20 protein-coding genes are annotated in these 21,308 nt (G+C 61.2%); 5 read left to right on the top strand and 15 right to left on the bottom strand.

All coding sequences use genetic code 11. The annotated features are described in order from the left end of the window. Positions 1-70 precede the first annotated feature (70 nt). From BM131_RS14740 to BM131_RS14730, 3 genes are all read left to right on the top strand, one after another. Positions 71-811 carry an alpha/beta hydrolase gene (locus BM131_RS14740; protein WP_090190711.1) on the top strand — a complete coding sequence of 247 codons (741 nt, stop codon included), beginning with the start codon at positions 71-73 and terminating at the stop codon, positions 809-811. A 117-nt stretch (positions 812-928) separates the two neighbouring features. After that, positions 929-1,846 (top strand): bifunctional enoyl-CoA hydratase/phosphate acetyltransferase, encoded by a 918-nt coding sequence (locus tag BM131_RS14735; RefSeq protein WP_245754262.1) that lies wholly within the window; start codon positions 929-931, stop codon positions 1,844-1,846. Then, positions 1,843-3,009 carry an acetate/propionate family kinase gene (locus tag BM131_RS14730; protein WP_090190771.1) on the top strand — a complete coding sequence of 389 codons (1,167 nt, stop codon included), beginning with the start codon at positions 1,843-1,845 and terminating at the stop codon, positions 3,007-3,009. Before BM131_RS14735 ends, BM131_RS14730 begins: the two co-directional genes overlap by 4 nt. Positions 3,010-3,028: 19 nt before the next feature. Here BM131_RS14730 and BM131_RS14725 read toward each other — a convergent pair whose 3' ends face one another. Genes BM131_RS14725 through araD form a run of 3 tightly spaced genes read right to left on the bottom strand, consistent with a single transcriptional unit; the run spans position 3,029 to position 7,265 of the window. After that, complete coding sequence (locus BM131_RS14725) at positions 3,029-4,543, bottom strand: aldehyde dehydrogenase (NADP(+)) (protein ID WP_090190708.1); 1,515 nt, start codon at positions 4,541-4,543, stop codon at positions 3,029-3,031. A 15-nt stretch (positions 4,544-4,558) separates the two neighbouring features. Next, positions 4,559-5,482, bottom strand: coding sequence for a Gfo/Idh/MocA family protein (locus BM131_RS14720; protein ID WP_090190769.1), 924 nt, complete (start codon positions 5,480-5,482; stop codon positions 4,559-4,561). A gap of 40 nt (positions 5,483-5,522) precedes the next feature. After that, entirely contained in the window at positions 5,523-7,265 is a 1,743-nt protein-coding gene (araD, locus tag BM131_RS14715; RefSeq protein WP_090190707.1) for an L-arabinonate dehydratase, read from the bottom strand. 188 nt (positions 7,266-7,453) lie between these two features. Between araD and BM131_RS14710 the strand changes: the two genes are divergently transcribed. Further along, positions 7,454-8,431: a LysR family transcriptional regulator gene (locus BM131_RS14710; RefSeq protein ID WP_139222641.1), complete on the top strand. Its 978-nt coding sequence runs from the start codon at positions 7,454-7,456 to the stop codon at positions 8,429-8,431. 15 nt (positions 8,432-8,446) lie between these two features. On the opposite strand, the gene BM131_RS14705 is transcribed toward BM131_RS14710, so the two are convergent. The 12 genes from BM131_RS14705 to BM131_RS14655 form a co-directional block, all read right to left on the bottom strand. Further along, a complete protein-coding gene (locus BM131_RS14705) occupies positions 8,447-8,959 on the bottom strand; it encodes a DUF1003 domain-containing protein (RefSeq protein WP_217646874.1) in 513 nt (170 codons plus the stop codon). Continuing rightward, on the bottom strand, positions 8,938-9,129 hold the full coding sequence (locus tag BM131_RS20435; RefSeq protein WP_217646873.1) for a hypothetical protein: 192 nt from the start codon (positions 9,127-9,129) through the stop codon (positions 8,938-8,940). Before BM131_RS20435 ends, BM131_RS14705 begins: the two co-directional genes overlap by 22 nt. Positions 9,130-9,228: 99 nt before the next feature. Further along, positions 9,229-10,299: a DUF1513 domain-containing protein gene (locus BM131_RS14700; RefSeq protein ID WP_090190704.1), complete on the bottom strand. Its 1,071-nt coding sequence runs from the start codon at positions 10,297-10,299 to the stop codon at positions 9,229-9,231. Position 10,300: 1 nt separating this feature from the next. After that, positions 10,301-11,284, bottom strand: coding sequence for an imelysin family protein (locus BM131_RS14695; RefSeq protein WP_090190702.1), 984 nt, complete (start codon positions 11,282-11,284; stop codon positions 10,301-10,303). Next, positions 11,281-12,858: a di-heme oxidoreductase family protein gene (locus BM131_RS14690; protein ID WP_090190700.1), complete on the bottom strand. Its 1,578-nt coding sequence runs from the start codon at positions 12,856-12,858 to the stop codon at positions 11,281-11,283. Before BM131_RS14690 ends, BM131_RS14695 begins: the two co-directional genes overlap by 4 nt. Positions 12,859-12,964: 106 nt before the next feature. Beyond that, complete coding sequence (locus BM131_RS14685; protein ID WP_090190698.1) at positions 12,965-14,227, bottom strand: imelysin family protein; 1,263 nt, start codon at positions 14,225-14,227, stop codon at positions 12,965-12,967. 13 nt (positions 14,228-14,240) lie between these two features. Then, entirely contained in the window at positions 14,241-14,753 is a 513-nt protein-coding gene (locus BM131_RS14680) for a hypothetical protein (protein ID WP_090190697.1), read from the bottom strand. Next, positions 14,750-14,896, bottom strand: a complete 147-nt coding sequence (hemP, locus tag BM131_RS14675) for a hemin uptake protein HemP (protein WP_341223190.1) — start codon at positions 14,894-14,896, stop codon at positions 14,750-14,752. Before hemP ends, BM131_RS14680 begins: the two co-directional genes overlap by 4 nt. 558 nt (positions 14,897-15,454) lie before the next feature. Beyond that, complete coding sequence (locus tag BM131_RS14670) at positions 15,455-17,299, bottom strand: TniQ family protein (RefSeq protein ID WP_090190693.1); 1,845 nt, start codon at positions 17,297-17,299, stop codon at positions 15,455-15,457. Next, the gene (locus tag BM131_RS14665) at positions 17,296-18,264 is read right to left on the bottom strand and encodes a TniB family NTP-binding protein (protein ID WP_090190691.1); all 969 of its coding nucleotides are present in this window, start codon (positions 18,262-18,264) and stop codon (positions 17,296-17,298) included. Before BM131_RS14665 ends, BM131_RS14670 begins: the two co-directional genes overlap by 4 nt. Before the next feature lie 3 nt (positions 18,265-18,267). Further along, entirely contained in the window at positions 18,268-20,403 is a 2,136-nt protein-coding gene (locus tag BM131_RS14660; RefSeq protein ID WP_090190690.1) for a DDE-type integrase/transposase/recombinase, read from the bottom strand. Then, on the bottom strand, positions 20,403-20,927 hold the full coding sequence (locus BM131_RS14655; protein WP_090190689.1) for a PDDEXK family nuclease: 525 nt from the start codon (positions 20,925-20,927) through the stop codon (positions 20,403-20,405). Before BM131_RS14655 ends, BM131_RS14660 begins: the two co-directional genes overlap by 1 nt. 111 nt (positions 20,928-21,038) lie before the next feature. Between BM131_RS14655 and BM131_RS14650 the strand changes: the two genes are divergently transcribed. Beyond that, positions 21,039-21,308: transposase (locus BM131_RS14650; RefSeq protein ID WP_217646872.1), on the top strand; the 270-nt coding region annotated here is incomplete at its 3' end.

The raw sequence follows: 21,308 nt of genomic DNA, 5'->3' as shown, positions 1-21,308 counted from the left end.
ACCCTATTTGAGCGCCGCACCAATCCTGCGTCTTATGATCCAGCAATAGCCGCTGCGAGTGTAAAAGCCGATGGATTACGACACCGATCCCCGACCGTTTCATCTGAAGGGATCGACCACGGGGGTGCTGCTGCTGCATGGTTTCACCAGCACACCGCAAAGCGTCGCCTATGTCGGCCACGCCATTCACGCGGCCACTGGCGCAAGCGTCAGCGTGCCCTTGCTGGCGGGCCATGGTGACACGCCGCAGGCGTTGGCGCGGACCGGTTACCGCGACTGGCTCGCCTCGGCCGAGGCTGCGCTCGATGCCTTGCGGACCACTTGCGATCACGTCGTCGTCGCAGGCCTGTCGCTAGGCGGCACGATTGCGCTGAACCTTGCCATCCGCTTGCTGGACCGCGTTGACCGGGTGATCACCATCAACGGCTCCACGGGCATTTACCGGCCGGATCAGGTCGCCAAACTCTTTGCCGATCAGCCCACCGCATTCCATCCCGGCATCGGATCCGACATCCAGCACCCGCACCGCAAAGAGGTTTGCTACGATCAAATCCCCACCGCAACACTGCGCGAGCGTTTCATTCTGACGTGCGCAACGGGTCTGATGCTGCCAGATCTAAAACAGCCGATCTTGGTCTTTCAATCTCGCCAAGACCATGTTGTTGCGCCCGAAAATGGCCTGCGCATCGTGCGCGATGTCGGCTCTTCGGACGTGACGCTGCATTGGCTGGAACGGTCCTATCATGTCGCCACACTGGATCACGACCGCGATATCATCGTCGCCCGCGCCGCAGCTTTTATCACTGGCTAAACCCCGCCAATTTGCCCGCACCTTGCGTCAAGATTGATGTGGATCAACACCCCAATCATGGGATACGACTATCAGACGGACAGGAGCCCTTTGCGTCCCTGCTTCGAAGGATATTCAATGCCTCGCACCGTCGCCCTGCCCAGCCAATACGCCCGCTTGATCGACGCCAGCGCCGCTTTGCCGCCGGTCCGCACTGGGGTCGTGCACCCCTGCGATGCCTTATCCCTAACCGGCGCGCTGGACGCAGCGGCGCGCGGTATCATCGTGCCAGTCCTGATTGGACCCGCAGCTAAGATTACGGCGACAGCGCAGGACGCAGGCCTGTCCCTGACCGGCATCGAAATCATCGACGCCCCGCACAGCCACGCCGCTGCGGCCACAGCCGTCGCCCTTGCCCGCGCGGGCAAAGTCGCCGCCTTGATGAAAGGTGCACTGCACACGGACGAGTTGATGGACGCCGCTGTCGACAGCGCGGCCGGGCTGCGGACAGAGCGCCGGATGAGCCACATTTACGTCCTCGATGTGCCAACATATCCAAAGCCGCTGCTGATCACGGACGCCGCGATCAACGTGGACCCGGACCTGTCTGCCAAGCGCGACATCGTGCAGAATGCCATTGATCTGGCCCATGCCCTTGGCGTCGCCTTGCCCAAGGTCGCGATTTTGGCGGCGGTCGAAACCGTGAACCCGCGTATGATCTCGACCCTGCATGCGGCGGCGCTGTGCAAGATGGCGGATCGCGGCCAGATCACAGGCGGGCTGCTGGACGGACCGCTTGCGTTTGACAACGCGATTTCATCCGAATCCGCGACCGCTAAGGGGATCGTATCGCAGGTCGCAGGGGATGCAGATATCCTTGTCGCGCCCGATCTAGAGTCCGGCAACATGATGGCCAAGCAGCTGATCTACCTTGCTGGGGCGCAGGCCGCAGGCTTGGTCATGGGGGCATCGGTGCCGATCATCCTGACAAGCCGCGCTGATAACAGTTGGGCGCGGCTGGCATCCTGCGCGCTGGCACGGTTGGTGATCGGATGACACAGGCGATTTTGACGCTGAATGCGGGATCAAGCAGCCTTAAGTTCGCGCTATTTCCCGTCACTGACGATTTTCCTGCCCTGATGCGCGGCAAGATCGCAGGCATCGGCACGGCAGCGCGTTTCACGGCGACCGACCACGATGGCAAGCCCGTGACGCAACCGATGGGGGTCAAGCCGGACGCCCAGCACGATGCCCTGATCCCCGACCTGCTGCGCTGGCTTGGGCGGCAATTTCCGGACGTCACCATCACCGCCGTCGGGCACCGCGTCGTGCATGGCGGGCGCAGCTTCAAGGCCCCAACGCTGGTCACGCCAGAGGTGCTGGACACCCTGACCGATCTGGTGCCGCTTGCGCCGCTGCATCAGCCGCATAACCTTGCCGCCATTCGCCGGGTTGCAGCGCTGCTGCCGAAGGTGCCGCAAGTGGCCTGCTTTGACACCAGCTTTCACCGCACCCAAGACCGCCTTGCCCAACTCTTTGCCCTGCCCCGCGCGATGACGGACGACGGCGTCATCCGCTACGGCTTTCACGGGCTGTCCTATGATTACATCGCAGGCGTCTTGCCTGACTACACGGACCGGGCGCAAGGCAAGGTCGTCGTCGCCCATCTGGGCAACGGGGCTAGCATGTGTGCGCTGTCAAAGGGGCGCAGCACCGCGACCAGCATGGGGTTCACCGCGCTAGACGGCTTGATGATGGGGCAGCGCTGCGGCGCGATTGATCCCGGTGTGCTGCTGTATCTGATGGACGCAAAGGGCATGACGGCCGCGCAGCTTTCAACCCTGCTGTATACCCAATCCGGCCTGCTGGGCGTGTCCGGCATCAGCCCCGATATGGCCGTGCTTCAGGCCAGCGCAGCGCCTCAGGCGCACCAAGCCATCGACCTGTTCTGCTACCGCGCCGCGAACGAGCTGACGGCGCTTGCCACCGCGAACGGCGGGCTGGACGCGATCGTCTTTACCGCGGGGATCGGCGAACGATCAGCCCTTGTCCGCGCACAGATTTGCGAACGGCTGGCGTGGCTGGGCGTGGATATTGACCCAGAGGCCAACGCAGAAAACGCCCAGCGCATTTCCACGGACACCTCTGCGATAGAGGTGCTGGTCATCGCCACCGACGAAGAAATCGTGATCGCCGAAGCGACCCGCCGCTGGGCCTAGGCACCAGCGGCGGCGCGTTTTACTGGTCCTGCAAGTCCTGCGGCAGCAAGGCCTGCGGCATGTCCTGATAGCACACCGGGCGAGTAAAGCGGCGGATCGCCAGCGTTCCGACGGACGTCGCGCCAAAGTTCGTGCTGGCCGGGAACGGGCCACCGTGGACCATGCTGTCTGCCACCTCTACCCCGGTCGGGAAGGCGTTGACCAACAAACGGCCCGCTTTGCGTTCCAGCACGGGCACAAGCGCGCGGGCGGCGTCCAGATCGGCGTCGTCCATCTGCAAGGTGCAGGTCAGCTGACCATGCAAAGCCTGCGCGATCTGATGCACTTCGCCCTGATCTTTGGCGCGAATGACAATGCCAGCGGGGCCGAACATCTCTGCCGCCAAATCGGGGTTTGCCAGCCAATCGGTGCCCGCGACGACGAACAGCGCCGGACCGCCTTCGCGCCCTGTGCCGCCGGCATTCAGGCAGGTCTGCACGCTGGCATGCGACGCCGCCTGCGCCACGCCCGCGCGGTAACCTTCTGCCGTGCCGCCCGTCAGCATCGGGGTGGGCGCGACCTGTGCCAGTGCGTCCTGCGCTGCGCCGATAAAGGCGTCTGCCTGGGCGTCAGGCACCACGACAACGCCGGGGTTGGTGCAGAACTGGCCCACTCCCATCGTCAGCGATCCGGCCCAGCCAGTGCCGATAGCAGCGGCACGCGCTGTGGCAGCGGCGGGCAGGATAAAGACGGGGTTGATCGCGCCAAGCTCGCCAAAGAACGGGATCGGCTCTGGCCGTGCCATCGCCAGATCGAACAGCGCCTTGCCGCCGCGATAAGACCCGGTAAAGCCCACGGCGCGGGTCAGCGGGTGCTGGACCAGCGCCTCGCCTGCTGCGTTTGTATTGGACTGCACAAAGCCAAAGGTGCCCTTGGGCATGCCTGTCTTTTGAACCGCGGCGGCGATGGCTTGCGCCACGATTTCCCCGGTTGCGGGGTGGCCGGGGTGGCCTTTGTAAACCACCGGACATCCAGCGGCGAGGGCGGCCGCCGTGTCGCCGCCAGCGGTCGAGAACGCGAGCGGGAAGTTCGACGCGCCAAACACGCCCACCGGGCCAAGCGGGCGCTGGATCATCCGCAGATCAGGGCGCGGCAGCGGCGCACGGTCCGGCAGTGCGGGATCAAAGCGGCGGTCCAGAAACGCGCCCTTGCGGATATGATCAGCAAACAGACGTAGCTGCCCGCAAGTCCGCCCCCGCTCGCCGTTCAAGCGGGCGGCAGGCAGGCCAGTCTCGGCGCTGCCATAGGCTGTTAGATCATCGCCGCGTGCGTCAATCTCGTCGGCAATCGCATCGAGCAAGCCTGCGCGGTCTTCGCGGCTGGTCCAACCATATGTGGCAAAAGCCGCCTCTGCCGCCTGCATCGCCGCGTCGATTTCCGCCGCGCCGCCGCAATAAACCGTGACCGGATCGCCGCTGACCGGATCGGACTGGAACGTCGTCCCGCCCACCGTCCAAGCGCCGTTGATGTAATGCTGTCCGGTCAATGCGGTCATATCGTGTCCTATAAATCAGTCTTCAAAAGCCTCCACGACATCGCGGCGGCCCAGCAGAAACGCGTCTGCAACATGTTGCAGCGGGCTGACGTCCACGTCGGACTGACCCGCCTCGATCAATTCGGCAAAGCGATGATACAGGCCCGGATATTCCCCAAGCCCGTCCTTTTTCTGCGCCATGCCGTCGATGTGCAACGTCGCACCCCCGTCCGTCAGGCGCAACTGGCCCTGCGTGGTATCAACGGTAATATTCCAGCCTTGCGGGCCTTCTTGGCGCCAGTCGAAAACAGCAGCGACACGCATGCCAGCGGGCCCGGCAAAGGCCAGATCGGCGGCAATCGGCGTGTCGCGGTTTTCCGGGAACGCCAGCGTGGCCCCGGTTAGATGCACCGGGTTTGGTAGGATTTCCGTCATAATCGACAAAGCGTTGATGCCAGGATCGAACACCCCAAGGCCGCCCGCCTGCCAGATCCAGTCTTGTCCCGGATGCCAGCGGCGCACGTCCTCTTTCCAGTCGATCTGCACATGTTTGATCTGCGCATCACGCAGATAGGCGCGGGCCTGCGCGACGCCAGCGGCATGGCGCGAATGCCATGTCGCGAACAGGGTCACACCCTTGGCGCGGGCAAGGCGCTCAAGCTTAAGCACCTCTGACACTGTGGCGCCCGGGGGCTTTTCCAGCATGACATGCTTGCCTGCCGCCAGCGCGGCCATGGCGATGTCAAAGCGTGGCACTGGCGGCATACACAGCGACACCGCGCGGATATCCGGACGCGCCGTAAGCAAACCCGCAATGTCGTCATGGTTTTCAACGCCGTCCACACCGCCCGACCGGCTGACCGTGGCCGCCAGCGCAAAGGCATTCGATGCGGCAATCGCCGGTATGTGCTGATCGCGGGCAATCTTGCCGATGCCCAGCAGGGCTATCGGCTCGCTCATCAACTGACGGCCCACGCCGCCAGCGCCTGCGCCTCTGATATTAGTGACTGTCACGCGGCACCTCGTTTCCACGGTTTCCTTTCAGGATCCCAAAGTCGGCCCCTGTATCCGCCCCTTCCACCATATCCACGAACAGCTTGGAATACCCCGACGTGAACATCGGCGCGGCGGGGGTCCATGCGGCCAGACGCGCGGCAAGCTCGTCATCGCTGATGTCCAGATGGATGCGGCGGGCCTCGACGTCGAGCTCGATCATATCGCCCGTGCGCACGACGGCCAGCGGGCCGCCAGCGGCTGCCTCTGGCGCGGTGTGCAGAACGACAGTGCCGTAAGCCGTGCCTGACATGCGTGCGTCAGAAATGCGGACCATGTCGGTAATCCCCTTCTTCAGCACCTTGGGCGGCAGGCCCATATTGCCGACCTCGCTCATGCCCGGATAGCCCTTGGGGCCACAGTTTTTCAGGACCATGACGCAGTTCTCGTCGATATCCAGCGCATCATCGTTGATCCGCGCCTTATAGTCGTCGATGTCTTCAAACACTACGGCCCGGCCCCGATGCTTCATCAAATGCGGGCTGGCGGCAGACGGTTTCAGCACCGCGCCATTGGGCGCAAGGTTGCCGCGCAGCACGGCGATGCCCCCCGATGCAGCCAGCGCCTTTTCCACCGGCAGGATCACGTCATCGTTCCAGTTTTGCGCGCCGGCAACTTCTTCGCCAATGGTGGTGCCGGACACGGTCAACGCGTCGTCATGCAGCATCCCGGCCTCGGACAGACGCTTGAGCACGACAGGCAGGCCGCCCGCGTAAAAGAACTCCTCCATCAGGTATTTGCCCGATGGCATCAGATTCACGATCGTCGGCACATCGCGGCCGCAGCGATCCCAGTCGTCCAGCGTCAGATCGACGCCAACCCGGCCCGCCAGCGCCAGCAGGTGAATGACCGCATTGGTCGACCCGCCAATCGCGCCGTTGCACCGGATCGCGTTCTCAAACGCCTGCTTGGTCATGATGTCCGACGGTTTCAGGTCGTCCTTGACCATCTGCACGATGCGGCGGCCCGTCATCTGCGCCATGACCCGGCGACGGCTGTCGACACCGGGGATCGCGGCGTTGCCGGACAGGGCCATGCCCAGCGCCTCGGCCATACTGGCCATGGTGGACGCGGTGCCCATCGTGTTGCAGGTACCAGACGAACGGCTCATCGCCTGCTCTGCCGCAAGGAAGTCTTCTTGCGTCATCTTGCCCGCTTTGATGTCCTCGGACATCTGCCACAGCGCCGTGCCAGAGCCCATACGCTCGCCCTTGAACCAGCCGTTCAGCATCGGCCCGCCAGTGACGACGATGGACGGAATGTCGGTCGATGCAGCCCCCATCATCAGCGACGGAGTCGTCTTGTCACAGCCCACCAGCAGCACCGCGCCGTCGATGGGCTGGGCGCGCATCACCTCTTCCACCGCCATCGCGGCAAGGTTGCGATACATCATCGCCGTGGGGCGGAATGTGTTTTCGGACGCGCTAAACACGGGAACTTCGACGGGAAAGCCGCCAGCCTCCCACACGCCAGCTTTCACCTTTTCAGCCAGCTCGCGCAGGTGGCCGTTGCAGGGGGTCAGATCGGACCATGTGTTCAGAATGCCAATCACAGGGCGCCCGTCGAACAGATCGTCGGGATAGCCCTGATTTTTCAGCCAACCCCGGTGATAGATATTATCGCGGCTCGTGCCGCCATACCATTCTTGCGAACGCAGGGTGCGGGGCCATGGGGCGGGCGTGAAGGTCATCGCGAATTCCTAAAAAGGGTGACGCCGCATAAGATCGTTACGGCGTGCGTCATGTGATCAAGGGTGTCGACCAAAGCGGGCCGCTGCGCGCAATCTACTGCCTTGCGGTATGCACGGCCAATGCAATTCATTGCACCCGCCATACCATCTTTGGTATATCGCTCACAGCACCCAACCGCAGGCCCATCATGACACACCCGCCCAGCACCCTTGCCAACCTGATCCAGCGCGGCCTGCGCCTGCCGCAACTGCGGCTACTGATTGCGGTGGCAGACCTTGGTCAAATTTCCGGCGCGGCGGCGCAGGTCGGCATCACCCAGCCCGCCGCGTCCCGTATGCTGGCAGAGCTGGAACAAACCGCTGGCACGCCCCTGCTCCATCGCCACCCGCGCGGCGCAGGGCTGACGGCGGCTGGCACACTGCTGGTGCGCAGCGCCCGCGTAGCCCTGCGCGATCTGGAAACCGCCTTTGCCAGCCTCGACACCCACGCGCAAGGCACCAGCGGTCTGGTGCGGATCGGCGCGGTTACGGGCGCGGGGTTAGAGCTGATCCTGCCCCTGATCCGCGACATGCGCGTGACCCATCCAGAGATTGAATTCGACGTCATGGTCGAAACATCTGACGTGCTTGCAGACGCCTTGCTGGCCCAGCGCATCGACTTTTACCTTGGCCGGATGCTGCCCGGTGCTCCTGCCCGCGACATCACCGCGATGCCCATCGGGGCAGAGCCTATCGCCCTGATCGTGCGCAAGGATCACCCCCTAACGCGCAGCCCAAAGCCCGCCTTGGCCGACACGCTCGCCTACGACTGGGTCATGCAAAGCCAAGGCGGTCTGATGCGCCATGCGGTCGAGGCTTATTTGCTGGACCGCGACCTCGCCCCGCCGCAGCGTACGCTCAGCACCTCATCGCTGGTGCTGACGCTGGCGATCGTGTCGGATACCGATGTCGTGGCCCCGGTGGCGCGGTCGATTGCCGATGTGCTGTTCGCACCTGACCGCATGAACAGCAATATCAGCATCCTGAACGTGGCCCCCGATATGGCCGTCGGCCCCTATGCGCTGATCTGCCGCCGGAACGCCGCGCTCACGCCTGCGGCCGCCCGTGTCCTGAACGTGCTGCAGACCCGCATCACGGACCGGGGGCGCGGGGCGGCGGGTGACTAAAGCGCGCTGCAGTCTTCACTCCGCATCACTCGGATCAACAAGGTCCAACTGCGCGCGCTGAATGCGCAACAGATGCTCCCACTGGTGGTCGATCTTTTCATGCAGGGCGCGAATTTCCAGCTCTGACTTCAGATTGACGCGGTAGTCACTCTCGGCACGGATGCGGTCCTTTTCGTCCTGCCGGCGCTGGCTCATCATAATGATCGGGGCCTGCAAAGCCGCCACGCAAGACAGGATCAGGTTCAAAAAGATGAACGGATAGGGATCGAATGCCCGGAACATCAAGCCGGTCACGTTCAGCAACATCCACGCCACCAGCGTCACAACAAAGCCGATGATAAAGGTCCACGACCCACCAAAGGCGGCCACCCGGTCCGACATACGCTCGCCAAAGCTGGTTGCGGCTGGGTCGTCGCTATCGCCCGGATCTTGCGTCAGCATTTGGCCAGAGGCGAGGGCATCGATCACCTCGCGGTCCAGCGCGCTCAGGCGGCCCGCCTCGTCGGTCAGGATGTGTTCCAGATGCATCCTGCGATAGCGCGCCAGATCAAGGCGTTCGGACCCATATCCGGATGATCTGCCAAGATCATTGCCGTCATATCGGGCCGCATGACAGCAAGCGACACAGCATCGCCGCGCGGCATCGCCTTGCCGCACAGGGCGCAGGTCGTCTTATCTTGATCGTCGTCGCCAGCCATTCCGGCCTCCTTGATGCCCAACCACTGGGCGAAACCGGCGGGGGTTGCGGGCAGCTTACAGGACCGCCGCTGGGCCGCAAAGGCTGCGATATCAGGCGATCAGATCGTGATCAGGTGGTTATCCCAAGCGACATCAAAGGCCGCGACACCCGCCAAAGCATTGGCCCCAAACCGCGCCATCCCGCCAAAGCCATCCGTCAGCATAAAGCCATCCGGCGCGGCCCCGACCCCGCAGACATCGGCCCGCACGGGCATGTCGATGAATGTCCCGTCCAGATCGAAAATCGCCAGCACACCGCCCTTGGGCGATGTGATCGCGACGCGGTCGCCTGCGGCCTCGAACGCGACGCTGCCCCCGTAATTCTGCATCCGCGTCGCCATGGCATCGGGCAGCGTACACATAACGGGTGCCTGCCCGCGGCGGTGCAGCCCAAGCAAGGGCGGCGTGACCGCTGCCGCGCCTTCCCACTGCATTGCAAAGGCGATGGTGCCATCCGCATGGGCGGCCAGATGGCGGATCGAATTCCAATGCAGATCGGGGGACAATTCAACCTGTTCCTCGACCGTGCCGTCCAGCGCCAGATAGGTCAGGTTCGGGCGCATCGTATCAAGGTTCAGCTTGGTGCGGTCGTCGTCTAGCGCAGCGATGATCCCGCCATTGGCGACAACTAAGCCCCCATCCGGGCGGCGCAAAATCTCGTGCGGGCCAATCCCGCCAGAGGCGAATTGCCCGCTGCGGCGATAGCCACCGGCACGGGTCCATTGACCAATCCAGCCGCTGCCGGTGGCGTTATCAATCTCTCCGGTGAACAGCAGTTCACCATCCGCCGAAAACGCGCCATGCCCGCTGAAATGATGCCCCTCTGGCGCGGTCAAGGTGCGGATCACGTGGCCCTGCGCGCAGTCGATCACCAATGCATAGGTGCCGGGCCGGCGGGCAAAGGTCACCGCCTCTGGACGGACCGGATGGCCCGCGCCAGCATGGCCGCGCCCCGGCAGCGGAATGCGAAACCGTTGTTGCCCCTGCGCTGTCACACCGTACAGCGCAAAGCTGCCGTCAGGCTCTCGCGCGGCCGCCAAATAATCTGGTGATCCCGCATCCGCCCACGTCACACTTGGGATCGCAACCGCTGCCGCAAGGCTGGCCAGAAATCCGCGCCGCGTCGTCATGTCAGTCCCCGTCCGCAGAGTTAAAGCCTGCCGAAACGCCCAGCGATGCGCCGATTTCGCCTAGCACCGCGTCATATGCGGTGGTGACCGCTTGTTGCACAATTTCAATCTTTAGCCGCTTGGATGGGTCGTCCACCCCTGCCAAAATTGGATCATCCAGACCTTCGGCCAATTCAATCGCGCGGGTCATAGCGGCATCCGTGATCGGTGCCGTGCCATCCGTCAGATGCCACGCCAGATCGGCCAGAGCCTGCAACGACAGCACGATGTTGCGCTGACTGCGACCAGACCGCCACGCCTCTGCCCGGTTCGGACGGGGCCGATCAAAGGTACCCAGCGGACGCGTCAAACGCTGCTCAACATCAAAGTCGAGCCCCGCCAGCAGCGCCGTGAACAGCGCCTGCGTCGCCTCTTTATCGCTCAGGTAAGTCTGGTTTCCCGCAGCGCCTGCCGTGCGCATGGTTTCGGCGTAGCCGTCCTGCCAATCCTGATCAACGCGCGCCGCAATGGTCGCCAAATCGGCGGTCAGCGCCTGCGTAAGAGCGCAGCCATAATCCCCCGCCTGATCGAACTGCGGATCATACAGCAGGTATTCCAACGCATAGATGCCCCGCGCCGCGACCGAGATTTGCGCCGTCCCCGTCGCCGTGTCGATGATCGGGTCCTGATCGGCAATCAGCCGGGCCAGCGCCTTTGGCGTCGCGCTGCGTTCGTCCGGCCAGAAGGCCACGATAACGGACGCGCCGTCTTGTTCGATGGGTCCGAACTTCAGATGGCTGACCGCCATCCAAGCGTCAAAGGTGTCGTTCCAAGCCGGGCGCACCGCATCCGGCGTGCAATCGGCAGCGGCAATTTTGCGCAAGCCAGCGGCGGACGCTTCGAACGCCGCATAGCCGGGCAGGATATGGGCATCCACCACCTCCTCTACGCCAGCAAAGGCAGGGGATGCCGCCAGCGCGGCGATCAGGGACAATGCGGATTTCATAGCGACTCCAGATATTTGATCAGATCAGCGCGGTCCTGCGGAGCCATCGCGACGACCGCATCACGCTGCGCTTGCGCCTCTCCACCATGCCACAGCACAGCCTCTAACAAGGACCGGGCGCGGCCATCGTGCAGAAAATATGTGTGCCCCGACACGGTATGCGTCAAACCAATGCCCCACAGCGGCGGGGTGCGCCATTCTTGGCCATTTGCACGCCCCTCGGGACGATTGTCTGCCAGACCGGGGCCCATGTCGTGTAGCAGCATGTCGGTATAGGGCCAGATCAGCTGAAAGCTTTGCTCTGGCTGATCATCCAGCCGTTCGGTGACATATTTCGGCGTATGGCAGGCGATGCACCCCGTGTCATAGAACACCTGCTTGCCGCGCAACACGCGCGGATCGTCCACATCGCGCCGTTCCGGCACGCCCAGATTGCGGGCATAGAACGTCACCAAATCAAGCCCTTCGGCGTTGATCTCGGTCAGCTCTTCGGTGCCTGTTGTGCCGTGCGGCGCGCCTTGGCAATCTGCCTGCGCCTGCGTGCAATCGCCCCAAGGCGCGTCAAAGATCGGGGTGGAAATGCCGATATCGCCAGCAAAGGCAGCGGCGGATTGTTCGCGGATCGTCGGCGCGCCCGCCTTTAGGCCAAAGCGGCCCAGCATCGGGCGGTTCTTATCAAAGGACCAAACCACCTGCGCCCGCCCAGAAATACCGTTCCCATCCGCATCATCCGGGTCGGCCTGCGCCAGAATATCGGCGGCAGGGATCGCCTCTAGCAGGCCAAGACCGATCATCTGCGGGGCCACGCGGGGCGACAGCATCGCGCCGGGGGCCAGCGGGCCATAGCCTAGATTGTCAGCCGTATAGGTCGGCGCAGTCAGTGTGGCCGTCTGCCCGCCCGCCAATTGCACCTTTTCATCCGCATAGGTGATGCCCATGCGATATTCCGCCGGATGCCCCTGCACCGCAAAGTTCTGCAACTGCCCGCCGTAGACCGGATCGGGCGCTGTGCGCGGCGTGTCATCGTCGCCAAGGCTCAGCAGGAACGCGTCCAGTTCTGACATATCCGCATCGGTCGGTGCCGGGACCGAGATGCGCAGGAACATCGACACGGCCTCTTCATCGCCTTCAGGCGGATGGCCGCGCCCGTCTTTCAGGTGGCAATTCTGGCAACTGCGCGCATTATACAGCGGCCCAAGCCCGTCCGACACAAGCGTCGAGGACGGCGAGGACACCCAAAGTTTGCGAAACAGCCCGTCGCCGACCTTAAAGTCCAACTCGCGCGCGAACGGCATATTGGCAGAGGGGATCGAGAATGCATCGCCGTTGTCCCGCGCCCGCACCGTCGCCGCGCCTGCGCCATTCGCCTCGAACGGTTCCGCCTTGGTGAAATCTGTCGTCGGCGCGGTGACCGCCGCGATGCGCGCGGCCTCTGCGTCCGTCCGCGCCTGACCCGTCAGATGCGGCGCGTTCAGGTCGTAGCTTTCAGCCTGCGTCTGCGCCGTCAAAGCCGTGCCGCCCAGCGCCAAAGCCGCCGCGCATCCAAGCAAAAGGGTTCCGTATCGCTGGGTCATATCGGCATCTTGTCTTTTGAAATGGGTCGATGCGGCGAGGCCCCGCCGCATCACTTGCAAACATCACATGGCGCCGTCTGACAAACAGCGCAACGCGGGACCTGCGTTACTGGAACACGGCGTTCGGGTTATCCAAGCTATCGGACCCTTCGACCGCGATCCCGTTCAGGTCCAGCGCGGCGACCGCCCGCTCGATCGACCGGGTCTGGATAACCAACGCGTCCACCGCGCCCATCACCAGCGCCTCGCCTTCGGTATTGTCGCGGGCCAGCATCTGGTCATAGGCCATGCCAGCCTCTGCCTTATCGCGGATCACGGCCAGCGCAGCGACGGAAGCCTCAAGCTCGGTCTTTAACTGCGCATCAATCGCCGGATCAGCCTGCGCGACCAAGTCAGACAGCGATGGGCCGCTGACGGTGCTGCCATCAACGCGGGTATAGCTGCCAAGATAGACGTTTTGAACGCCAAGCCCGTCGTAATAATGGCTCATATGCGTGTTGTCGGAAAAGCAGTCATGCTCTTCTTCGGGGTCATTCATCATGACGCCCAGCTTCATGCGCTGGCCTGCCAGCTCGCCATACGACAGCGACCCCATGCCCGTCAGCATGGCCGAAATGCCAGCGGTTTCATCCGCCAAAACTGCGGTCCGCGCAGCCCCGCCATCGGCCCAAGCCGCGGCCATTTCGTCCAGATCCGTGACCAGCAAATCAGTCACCGCACGCAGGTAATCGCCGCGACGGTCACAGTTGCCGTTGGTGCAATCGTCCCCTGCCGTATAGTCGGTCCAAGGCCGATCCCCGGCCCCCGCATCGGTGCCGTTCAGGTCTTGGCCCCACAGCAGGAACTCTACCGCGTGATAGCCTGTCGCGACATTCGCCTCGACGCCGTCCGCCTCTTGCAATGTGTCCTGCAGCAAAGCGGGGGTGATCGCGCTCGCGTCCACCTCTTCGCCCGACAGGGTAAACGACGGGTTCGCCACGACATTTAGCACGGCAAATTCGTTTTCGTCCGTCGCACCGCCATAGGTGGCTTCAACGTAGTCGATCAGCCCTTCGTCCAGCGGCCAAGCGTTCACGCGGCCCTCCCAATCGTCGACGATCGCGTTGCCAAACCGGTAGGCTTCGGTCTGCATGTAGGGCACGCGCGCCGCGATCCATGCGGTGCGGGCCGCTTGCAGCGCCGCCTCTGACGGTTGGTCCAGCAATACGTCCACTGCCGTTTGCAGCGCCTGCGCGGTGGTCAGGCTATCCGCATATCCGGCCGCCGCGATGTTGGCATAGGTGTCCAGCACCTCGGCCCGCTCGACCGCGAATGCGGGCAGCGCCGTCAGTGCCGTGGTTGCCGTCATGGCGAAAAGCATGGATTTCATCGGATCGTGTTCCTTAGTTTTTGTAGCGTAAGTTATGTTGGCTATGTGTCGGGACCGGTGCGGTATTTGGCATCCGCGCAAGCCGCAGGAAAACCTGCCCAAGGCGCAAAGCCAGTTCCACCGCACCCCATGCCGCATGGCCCTTGATCAAGGTGCTGGCGAACAAAAGCGCCTCTTCATGGTCCCGCCCAGCGGCAGCAGCCACCAGATTGGCAAAGGCGCTTTCATCCCCGCAGAAACAACTGCATCCCAGCCCGTGCCGCATAATAGGCCGCCGGGCATTGGTCAGAACCGCCGTCATCAGGGCATCAAAATCGGCCACCATCGGCCCAGCGGCATCGCCCATGACAAGGGCAAAGTCCCGCGCAATCATGCCGCGATCCGCGCCGCCCGTGCACCACGCCCGCAGGTAGACAACGGCCCCAAGCTCAATCGGCCCCAGTTCCTGCAAAGTGCCAACTGGGGCACCGCCACGCGGTGTCTGCTGCGGCACATCCACACCGGGAAAATGCGGACGCACGCTCATTTCGTCAGGATCAGTTTGCCAGCGCGGGTCACGCGCAGCAGATACGCCTGCCCCGAAAGCAAAATCCACGCCTGATCGCCGCCCGCCATTAGGTCTTTGGCGTTATGCGTTGGCGCATCCTGCGTATGGGTAGAAGCGGACATAGCGTCACCTTTTGGCATTGTGTGTTCCGGGCTGCCGTAAGGGTGGCTAGGATGATACGCCTTTTCTGACTGAAACAGTCAGATACGTCAACGAGAATAGTTGACTAAAAGAGTTTATAGCGCGGACGGGGGATATATCCTGTGATATTTTCCCGTATTAACAACAACTAAACAAAAAAATGACGGCTTTCTGATCTGCGCACGCTAGGCGTCAATCACCCGCACCGCGCCCAGTCGCGCCATCAGCGGCGCTCCATCATTCTTCCGAAAATTGCCATATAGAATGCAAAAAAGGGCCACGCCGCAGCGTCGCCCCCTTTTTCATATCGCGTTCGGAGCCGCGTCAGTGCTTCACGTAAAGCACATCAGACGATCAACAGTGTGGCGGCGTTCAAAGTTTGTCCATCGGCCGCTAAAAAAACCCAATAACAGAGGGTTTTTCCGATAATTATTCATCGGTTTGTCCATTTTGATAGCCAAAGTTTGTCCATCAGAAAAACCTCACGCGATAAAAAAAAGGCTGCTTAAAAGCAGCCTTTTTCGATAATATTTCGGAGGTCAGAGGTTCTTTACGTCTTCTCTGCGATAGATCCGCTCCCGCAACCGGGCAGGTTCATCAATGGGCTGAACCCCAGCGGCTTCCAGCTTCCTTTTCAGCTGGTAGGAATTGAGACTCAGCTTCCGACTTAGCGATGTGAATCCCACGTAGTTACGGGCAAAAGCGTCGAGCATCTGAACCTCCACCAGAACAACGGGGAGACCTTCGAGACTGATTGTCGGAAGAATTGGCCCGCCTTCCTTTTCAGCAATGAGCGCCTTGACGGTCGCGTGTGACATTTTCAGCCGGTCCGGGACACGCTTCAAACGGATGACACCTCTTGGATCACGGGGCTTGGCAAGGGCCTTGACCTCATCAGGATACAAACGGATTCCTCCATAGCCCGGTACATGTGCCAGCTGATAAACAAGGGTCAGGTCGCCATCCAGGAGAAGCTGCACGATCGTTGTGGTCGGCACATGCGCAATCTGTGCTGTTTCCGGGATGCCGAACGTCCCCTCCGGCGCCGTTTCTACCTTTTGAGCGTCATGGGTGAGAGCGGTCACGAACCGTTGAACCTCATCGAGCGGCACGGCAGTCTGTTGACGACCCTGCCCGTCTTTTTCACTGGAAATCTTTTTTAGGATGCCACCCTCGATAAGCTGGACGACCTGCCCCCGGGTCGTGTTCAGCACCTTGGGAAGATGAATCTGAGCGACCGATGCCTTCATCATCGCAACCAGGCGCTCCCCATCAGACGCATCAAAAGTTGCATCGATGGCCTTCTGAGCATGTTTGGGGATCAGTCCTGATGTGACCAGAAAATTGCGGATTGTCGTCGGATGAGTGGCTGTCGTAGTTGCAAGGGAATGCACACTGTGGCGGCGGCGAACGCCCACCTTCTCGCCCAGCAAGACTCTGTCGGGATGTACTTCCATCGTGTCCAGGATGTGTTCGCGCACCAGCTCGCGAATTGGGCCCGTTTCCTTCCCGTTTTTGGGTGCCGACAACCAAAGATAAAGTTGCCCGAAAATCATCGGGAGGCCTGATCTGCTTCTGGAAATCTGTTTGCCGACCGATAGTCTCGCTTGCAAAATTGAGAGGGCTTCACGAATCCCATTTTCATCGCGAGAGGAATACTGGAAGCCAGTGCGCCCGGCGGTGTCCCATTCATCCTCGGTCAGCTGGTTCAGTTTGCGTCTTGGTCCGAAAGCAAGGACGACACCGAGCAAGCTGGTCGCGCGAAATGCACTTTCAATGCCTTGCCCATCCATCCATGCCGGACCCGCCATTCCCCTTAACCTGTCGAGGCAGTAGTTCTGAAGCGGCGACGGCTTGCGTGGGGTTAGGCCTGCTGCCAGACGCGCCAGGGCGGGGCCCCTCTCAGGCACACGAATTGCCATTTCGCGCAGGCAATCTGACCATACGGCTTCTCTCCGATTGATCAGCGGAAGGTCATGCTTTGGGCAAGTCCTGACAGCCCGGATCGTCCAAATCGTGAGGCCCCGGCGCTGGATAGCAGGGTTCGGGCCCCCTTCGTCGTCTACAACGAGGCAGGCGGGGCAAAACATCATGTTCGTGCCGTGCAAAAACTCAGAGGCGAACGTGTGCCCTCCGAAGGTATATCTGCGCTGGGAGACCTGACTGATTGCATTTGATGAGACCAAGTTATGGTCTTCGCCTGTAAGATCGCACAGGCGCGCAATGGCATGCTTTCGATTGGCAAGCATGTCACCATAAGGGATGCCAATGTCGTGCAGAAACGACATGAGATCACCCCCCGTATGGAACGCGGCCAACCGCGCCACCCAGGACAAGGTGGTTTCCGCATTGTCGTAGGGCAATGAAGGATTCAAGATTTTCATCGCGAACGTCCTTTGGTCCCGCGATGATTTCTTACATCGAGATCAATTGACGCCCATTGCGGACTTACGAACACATTCTGTTCTGGCGGGCGCGACTCTGTCGCAGACCAAGCATGAGCATAGTTCGTTAAACTGAGTTCGGCTGCGCCGTCGAGAAGGGCATATTCAATTGCGGTAATCGTTTTCTCGATGCAGATCCCAAATCTGCCGCGGCAGGCGTGGATCAAGCGCGGAACGAGCCCCGGCTCTACAGGTGGCTTCAATCCGGCAATTTTGCAAAACCCGGAGATGACTTCGGAAAGTGCTTCGCCTTCCGTCGCATCTGTGATTGGCGGCATCTGGATCTTGGTGAACCGACGTTCCACCTCCTCATCAAGATAGATCAGGTCAAGCAACAGATCTGTCCCTGACAGGACGACGATGACACCCTGATCGCCCTGCATCAGACGCTTCAGGGTCTTCAGCAGGTCCTTTACCTCTTTTTTATTGCCCATCATGTCATGGGCCTCATCGACCCACAGCACGCAGATACCCAGAAGAGCCAATCTGTTCCGAACGACATTCCAGATACTCCAACGCTCACGACGTTCCGAAATTTCAGGATAACCGCTGACACGCAGAATCTCGCAGCCAAGACTCTTCAGCGTGGCTGGGCTGGGCACTGTCACATGCAGGAATCGGGCCGGATCGCCGCCCGATGCCACCAAGGCAGGGTGTTTCGACAGACAATTATGGATTGTGTGCGTTTTGCCGCCACCTGAGGCATCCGAAACTGCAAGACCATGAATTTCGAGGCCCCGACTGAATAAACGGGGTGCCGGCAACAGATTGCTTTGCTCGTCGGACTGCAAGAGCGCGTCAATCGCGTCCCGCAGAAGCTCATCCCGATCGGAGGAAATGTGCAGTCCCTGGAGCTTCGTCACGATGCTGCCAATCTCCGCTTTCGTTTTTGTTGATGCGGTCATGTCTTACTCCTCAATCTTCATGGTGCCAGTGCCACGACGGCGTGGAATCACAGCTTCAGCAGCAGGAGGTTCGGCGTCCTCAACGGCCGGCATGACAATGTCACCGATGCCATCGGCAGCCCTGTCACGAGCCGGCTGAACCGGCTCACGCCCGACAACAAAGCCCAGAAACAGGCTGTCTTCGAGGTGAGCCAAGGTCTCTTCTGACAAATCCTCGGCCAGGATGTTTGCACGTGTCTTGGCTGCATTGTTTAGAGCATCGATCTCGCGGATGGCTCTATACGCGATGTCCTGTGATACGGCTTGGCCGCCCCGCAGTGTCATCCGCAATCGACGGGCTGCCGTGATCCAGTCACCTGCCACTACGCCGTCGAAACCATCGAAAACGGCAGCGACTTTGACCCAGGTTTCAAGTTTGACCCAGATCGCACCGATGTCCCCGGGGTACCAACGAACATCCAATAGCTTCTCATCGTTGTGCACGCCGTAACGAGCCAGATCGTCGCTGTGGTATCGCACGCCCATCACTGTAATACCTTCGCCGCTTAGCACCCGCTTCATCGGCTTGGCGAATACCGGACCCATCTGATCAATCGACGGTGGTGGCCTGACGCCGTAGGTGTCAGACGCCTTCTGCCACGTCTCAAAAGGCGTTGCGCCGTCCAGACCTTCGTGTGGAGTGTTGTGGTAGATATCGACAACCCAGCGGATGAGGGCGAAGGTGAGTTCATCTGCGGTCAGAGCAGCGCGCGCCTCCGAGTCGTATTCGCCGCGCTGGATAATCGTCGAAAAAGTCCGGCCAGACAGCAGCGGAAGCAGATTGGCACTCATGGTGCGGAAAAACCGCTCGATGCGGCCACGCAGCTGCGGGAAGCCGGCAATGGCCCGTTCTGTACGAATGCCCAAGTCCTCGCAAGCCGTTCTGAATTCGGTGGACTTGAATGCAGAGCCGCAGTCAGTCACCAGAAGTTCTGGCAACCCACACATGTTCCAAGGGGATCGGGCCTGTACGGCGTCACTCCATTCCCCTTTGTCGACCATCATCATCTGGAGCGTTTCTAATGCGCTATGCCGCGTGGGCGTCCGCGACAGGCGCATTCCTACGATACATCGCGTGGTGGCGCAGATGGCGACAGTCCACCACCACCGGCCCTTTTTGCCATTCAGCCCCAAGCGTTGACGCTCGTCTTCGGAAAGAAAATCGACAAGCCCTTCCTCCCTGAAAATCGACATCAGGTCGATGCGGTTCTCGTCCATCTCGACCCGCTGCATGGGGCGATCAAGGTGACAGATGCCCTGCCCGGTTTGACGCATCTGGCGCACGGCTGCCTCCCTGCCATACCTTCCAACTGCCACGGAAAACGGATCTAAACGCTTAATCGCGGCACTGACGGCACCGCGCGACGGCACAGGAAGTGGCAGCAAACCATCACTGACGCGCGCTTCATTCGTGACGGAAAACGAAGCACGGGTGCGGTTTGCAATCGTCTGAATGGTTGGTCGATCAAGAGACAGAAACCCGCGCACCCCTTTTGCCAGCAGAGCACGCGCTTCATGATCCACAATTCCATTCCGGTTTCCGCAATCCGCATACTTGTCCACGTTGCCGGACATACCGAACGCCTCGAATTGCTTAAGCCAGCGGCGGAGCGATCTCGCTGAAAATTTCCTCGGCTGCACAACCACCTTGTCGTTCGGAAGAACGGCATGCGCTGAAAAATAAGACGCGGCACGAGCGCAAATCTGCGAACGATTTGCTTCGATTGACGCATCTGTCCGGATGACTTCTTTCGCCTTTTCCATTTCCAGAAATGATGCAACCAAGGCATTGCGCATGCGCACGCGTTCTTCATGCGGCCCGGACAGCAGACCAACGGAATTTGCCGCGACTGACATCCTCCTGACCGCTTTTTGCGGATCATAATACGAAGCTTCGACCGAAAGACGTTTTGCTTGGTGAAGATTGCTCAGTCGCTCAAAACTGAAGCTCTCTGACACCCCAGTGCTGTCCTCCCGGCGGAAGAGATAGCCTTCAGAATTGCGGTAGTCCGGGATATAGGCGATGCCGTCGATCGTCACACGGTCCACGGTATCAAAGAAGAACGTCGGGCGCGTTGTTGTTTTGAAATCCAAGGGCATCAGCTGTTCCCCCGCACAGAAACCATCGTCTCCGGTTTAATGCGCTCATGGCGCTCGATCCGCAGAATCTGGTTCATGATCAGACGGACCAGTGCACGGAAACCGCGCGCGCCGTATCCAATCACTTCGGTCAGTTCGGCCATGGAAGCAGCGCCCCGCAATTCGCGGATAACCAGCAGCGCGACCACGTCCACGTCCGGATCGTCTTCACGCATGCCCATGAACATCTCAGCATTGTAGGTGCTGATCGGATCGAGGCCTTTCTCCGTCAGAAGACGGACGCCGTCCGCAAAGTCTGGCGTCATCTGAGCGGCGATTTGAGCCAGCTCAGCTTCAACTTGGCCACTTACCAGGCGCACGGACGGCTTGACCTCACAGGCAAGACGCTGGCCATTGTGGCGGATCACCACGAAGTCGAAGTATTTCGTGCGGATTTTGTCAGTGGCATCGACCCAGTCGAAGGCAACCTGCTCAACAATGGTGGCCACGCATGGCATGGACAGCAAGTAGACCGCCCACAGCATTTCAAGATGGCTTTCGACGACGACGACACGGCCGTAATCCCCCTCTGTCAGGGTTGTTGTCCGCTGCTCTACTTTTCTCTAATTTTCAGGTGGGCGGGATAGGACAATGACGTGGGATACTCACCAGAACGAAAATCGGCTGTTCTGAAGCGGATGCTGCCGCCGAATAACTTGGCCATTCGGCAGCTTTCGCAGGATGAAGGGATTTCCGAGGCTACACTGCACAAGTGGCGGGCTGATGCGCGCAGCAAGGGGCAGCTTCTGCCTGACGCTGACGCTGGCCCTGAGGGTTGGTCTTCGCGCGACAAGTTCGCGGCGGTGTTGGAAACGGCAGCACTGAACGAAACTGATTTGGCCGAATACTGCCGCAAGCGCGGACTC

This window comes from Loktanella salsilacus (assembly GCF_900114485.1).
GTDB lineage: Bacteria > Pseudomonadota > Alphaproteobacteria > Rhodobacterales > Rhodobacteraceae > Loktanella > Loktanella salsilacus.
This window is presented reverse-complemented; position numbering and strand designations above follow the sequence as displayed.

Bases quoted from the DNA above. Each gene is read 5' to 3' on its own strand.
- BM131_RS14740 (WP_090190711.1), top strand. From the start codon at position 71: ATGGATTACGACACCGATCCCCGACCGTTTCATCTGAAGGGATCGACC.
- BM131_RS14735 (WP_245754262.1), top strand. From the start codon at position 929: ATGCCTCGCACCGTCGCCCTGCCCAGCCAATACGCCCGCTTGATCGAC.
- BM131_RS14730 (WP_090190771.1), top strand. From the start codon at position 1,843: ATGACACAGGCGATTTTGACGCTGAATGCGGGATCAAGCAGCCTTAAG.
- BM131_RS14725 (WP_090190708.1), bottom strand. From the start codon at position 4,543: ATGACCGCATTGACCGGACAGCATTACATCAACGGCGCTTGGACGGTG.
- BM131_RS14720 (WP_090190769.1), bottom strand. From the start codon at position 5,482: ATGAGCGAGCCGATAGCCCTGCTGGGCATCGGCAAGATTGCCCGCGAT.
- araD (WP_090190707.1), bottom strand. From the start codon at position 7,265: ATGACCTTCACGCCCGCCCCATGGCCCCGCACCCTGCGTTCGCAAGAA.
- BM131_RS14710 (WP_139222641.1), top strand. From the start codon at position 7,454: ATGACACACCCGCCCAGCACCCTTGCCAACCTGATCCAGCGCGGCCTG.
- BM131_RS14705 (WP_217646874.1), bottom strand. From the start codon at position 8,959: ATGCATCTGGAACACATCCTGACCGACGAGGCGGGCCGCCTGAGCGCG.
- BM131_RS20435 (WP_217646873.1), bottom strand. From the start codon at position 9,129: ATGGCTGGCGACGACGATCAAGATAAGACGACCTGCGCCCTGTGCGGC.
- BM131_RS14700 (WP_090190704.1), bottom strand. From the start codon at position 10,299: ATGACGACGCGGCGCGGATTTCTGGCCAGCCTTGCGGCAGCGGTTGCG.
- BM131_RS14695 (WP_090190702.1), bottom strand. From the start codon at position 11,284: ATGAAATCCGCATTGTCCCTGATCGCCGCGCTGGCGGCATCCCCTGCC.
- BM131_RS14690 (WP_090190700.1), bottom strand. From the start codon at position 12,858: ATGACCCAGCGATACGGAACCCTTTTGCTTGGATGCGCGGCGGCTTTG.
- BM131_RS14685 (WP_090190698.1), bottom strand. From the start codon at position 14,227: ATGAAATCCATGCTTTTCGCCATGACGGCAACCACGGCACTGACGGCG.
- BM131_RS14680 (WP_090190697.1), bottom strand. From the start codon at position 14,753: ATGAGCGTGCGTCCGCATTTTCCCGGTGTGGATGTGCCGCAGCAGACA.
- hemP (WP_341223190.1), bottom strand. From the start codon at position 14,896: ATGTCCGCTTCTACCCATACGCAGGATGCGCCAACGCATAACGCCAAA.
- BM131_RS14670 (WP_090190693.1), bottom strand. From the start codon at position 17,299: ATGAAAATCTTGAATCCTTCATTGCCCTACGACAATGCGGAAACCACC.
- BM131_RS14665 (WP_090190691.1), bottom strand. From the start codon at position 18,264: ATGACCGCATCAACAAAAACGAAAGCGGAGATTGGCAGCATCGTGACG.
- BM131_RS14660 (WP_090190690.1), bottom strand. From the start codon at position 20,403: ATGCCCTTGGATTTCAAAACAACAACGCGCCCGACGTTCTTCTTTGAT.
- BM131_RS14655 (WP_090190689.1), bottom strand. From the start codon at position 20,927: ATGCTGTGGGCGGTCTACTTGCTGTCCATGCCATGCGTGGCCACCATT.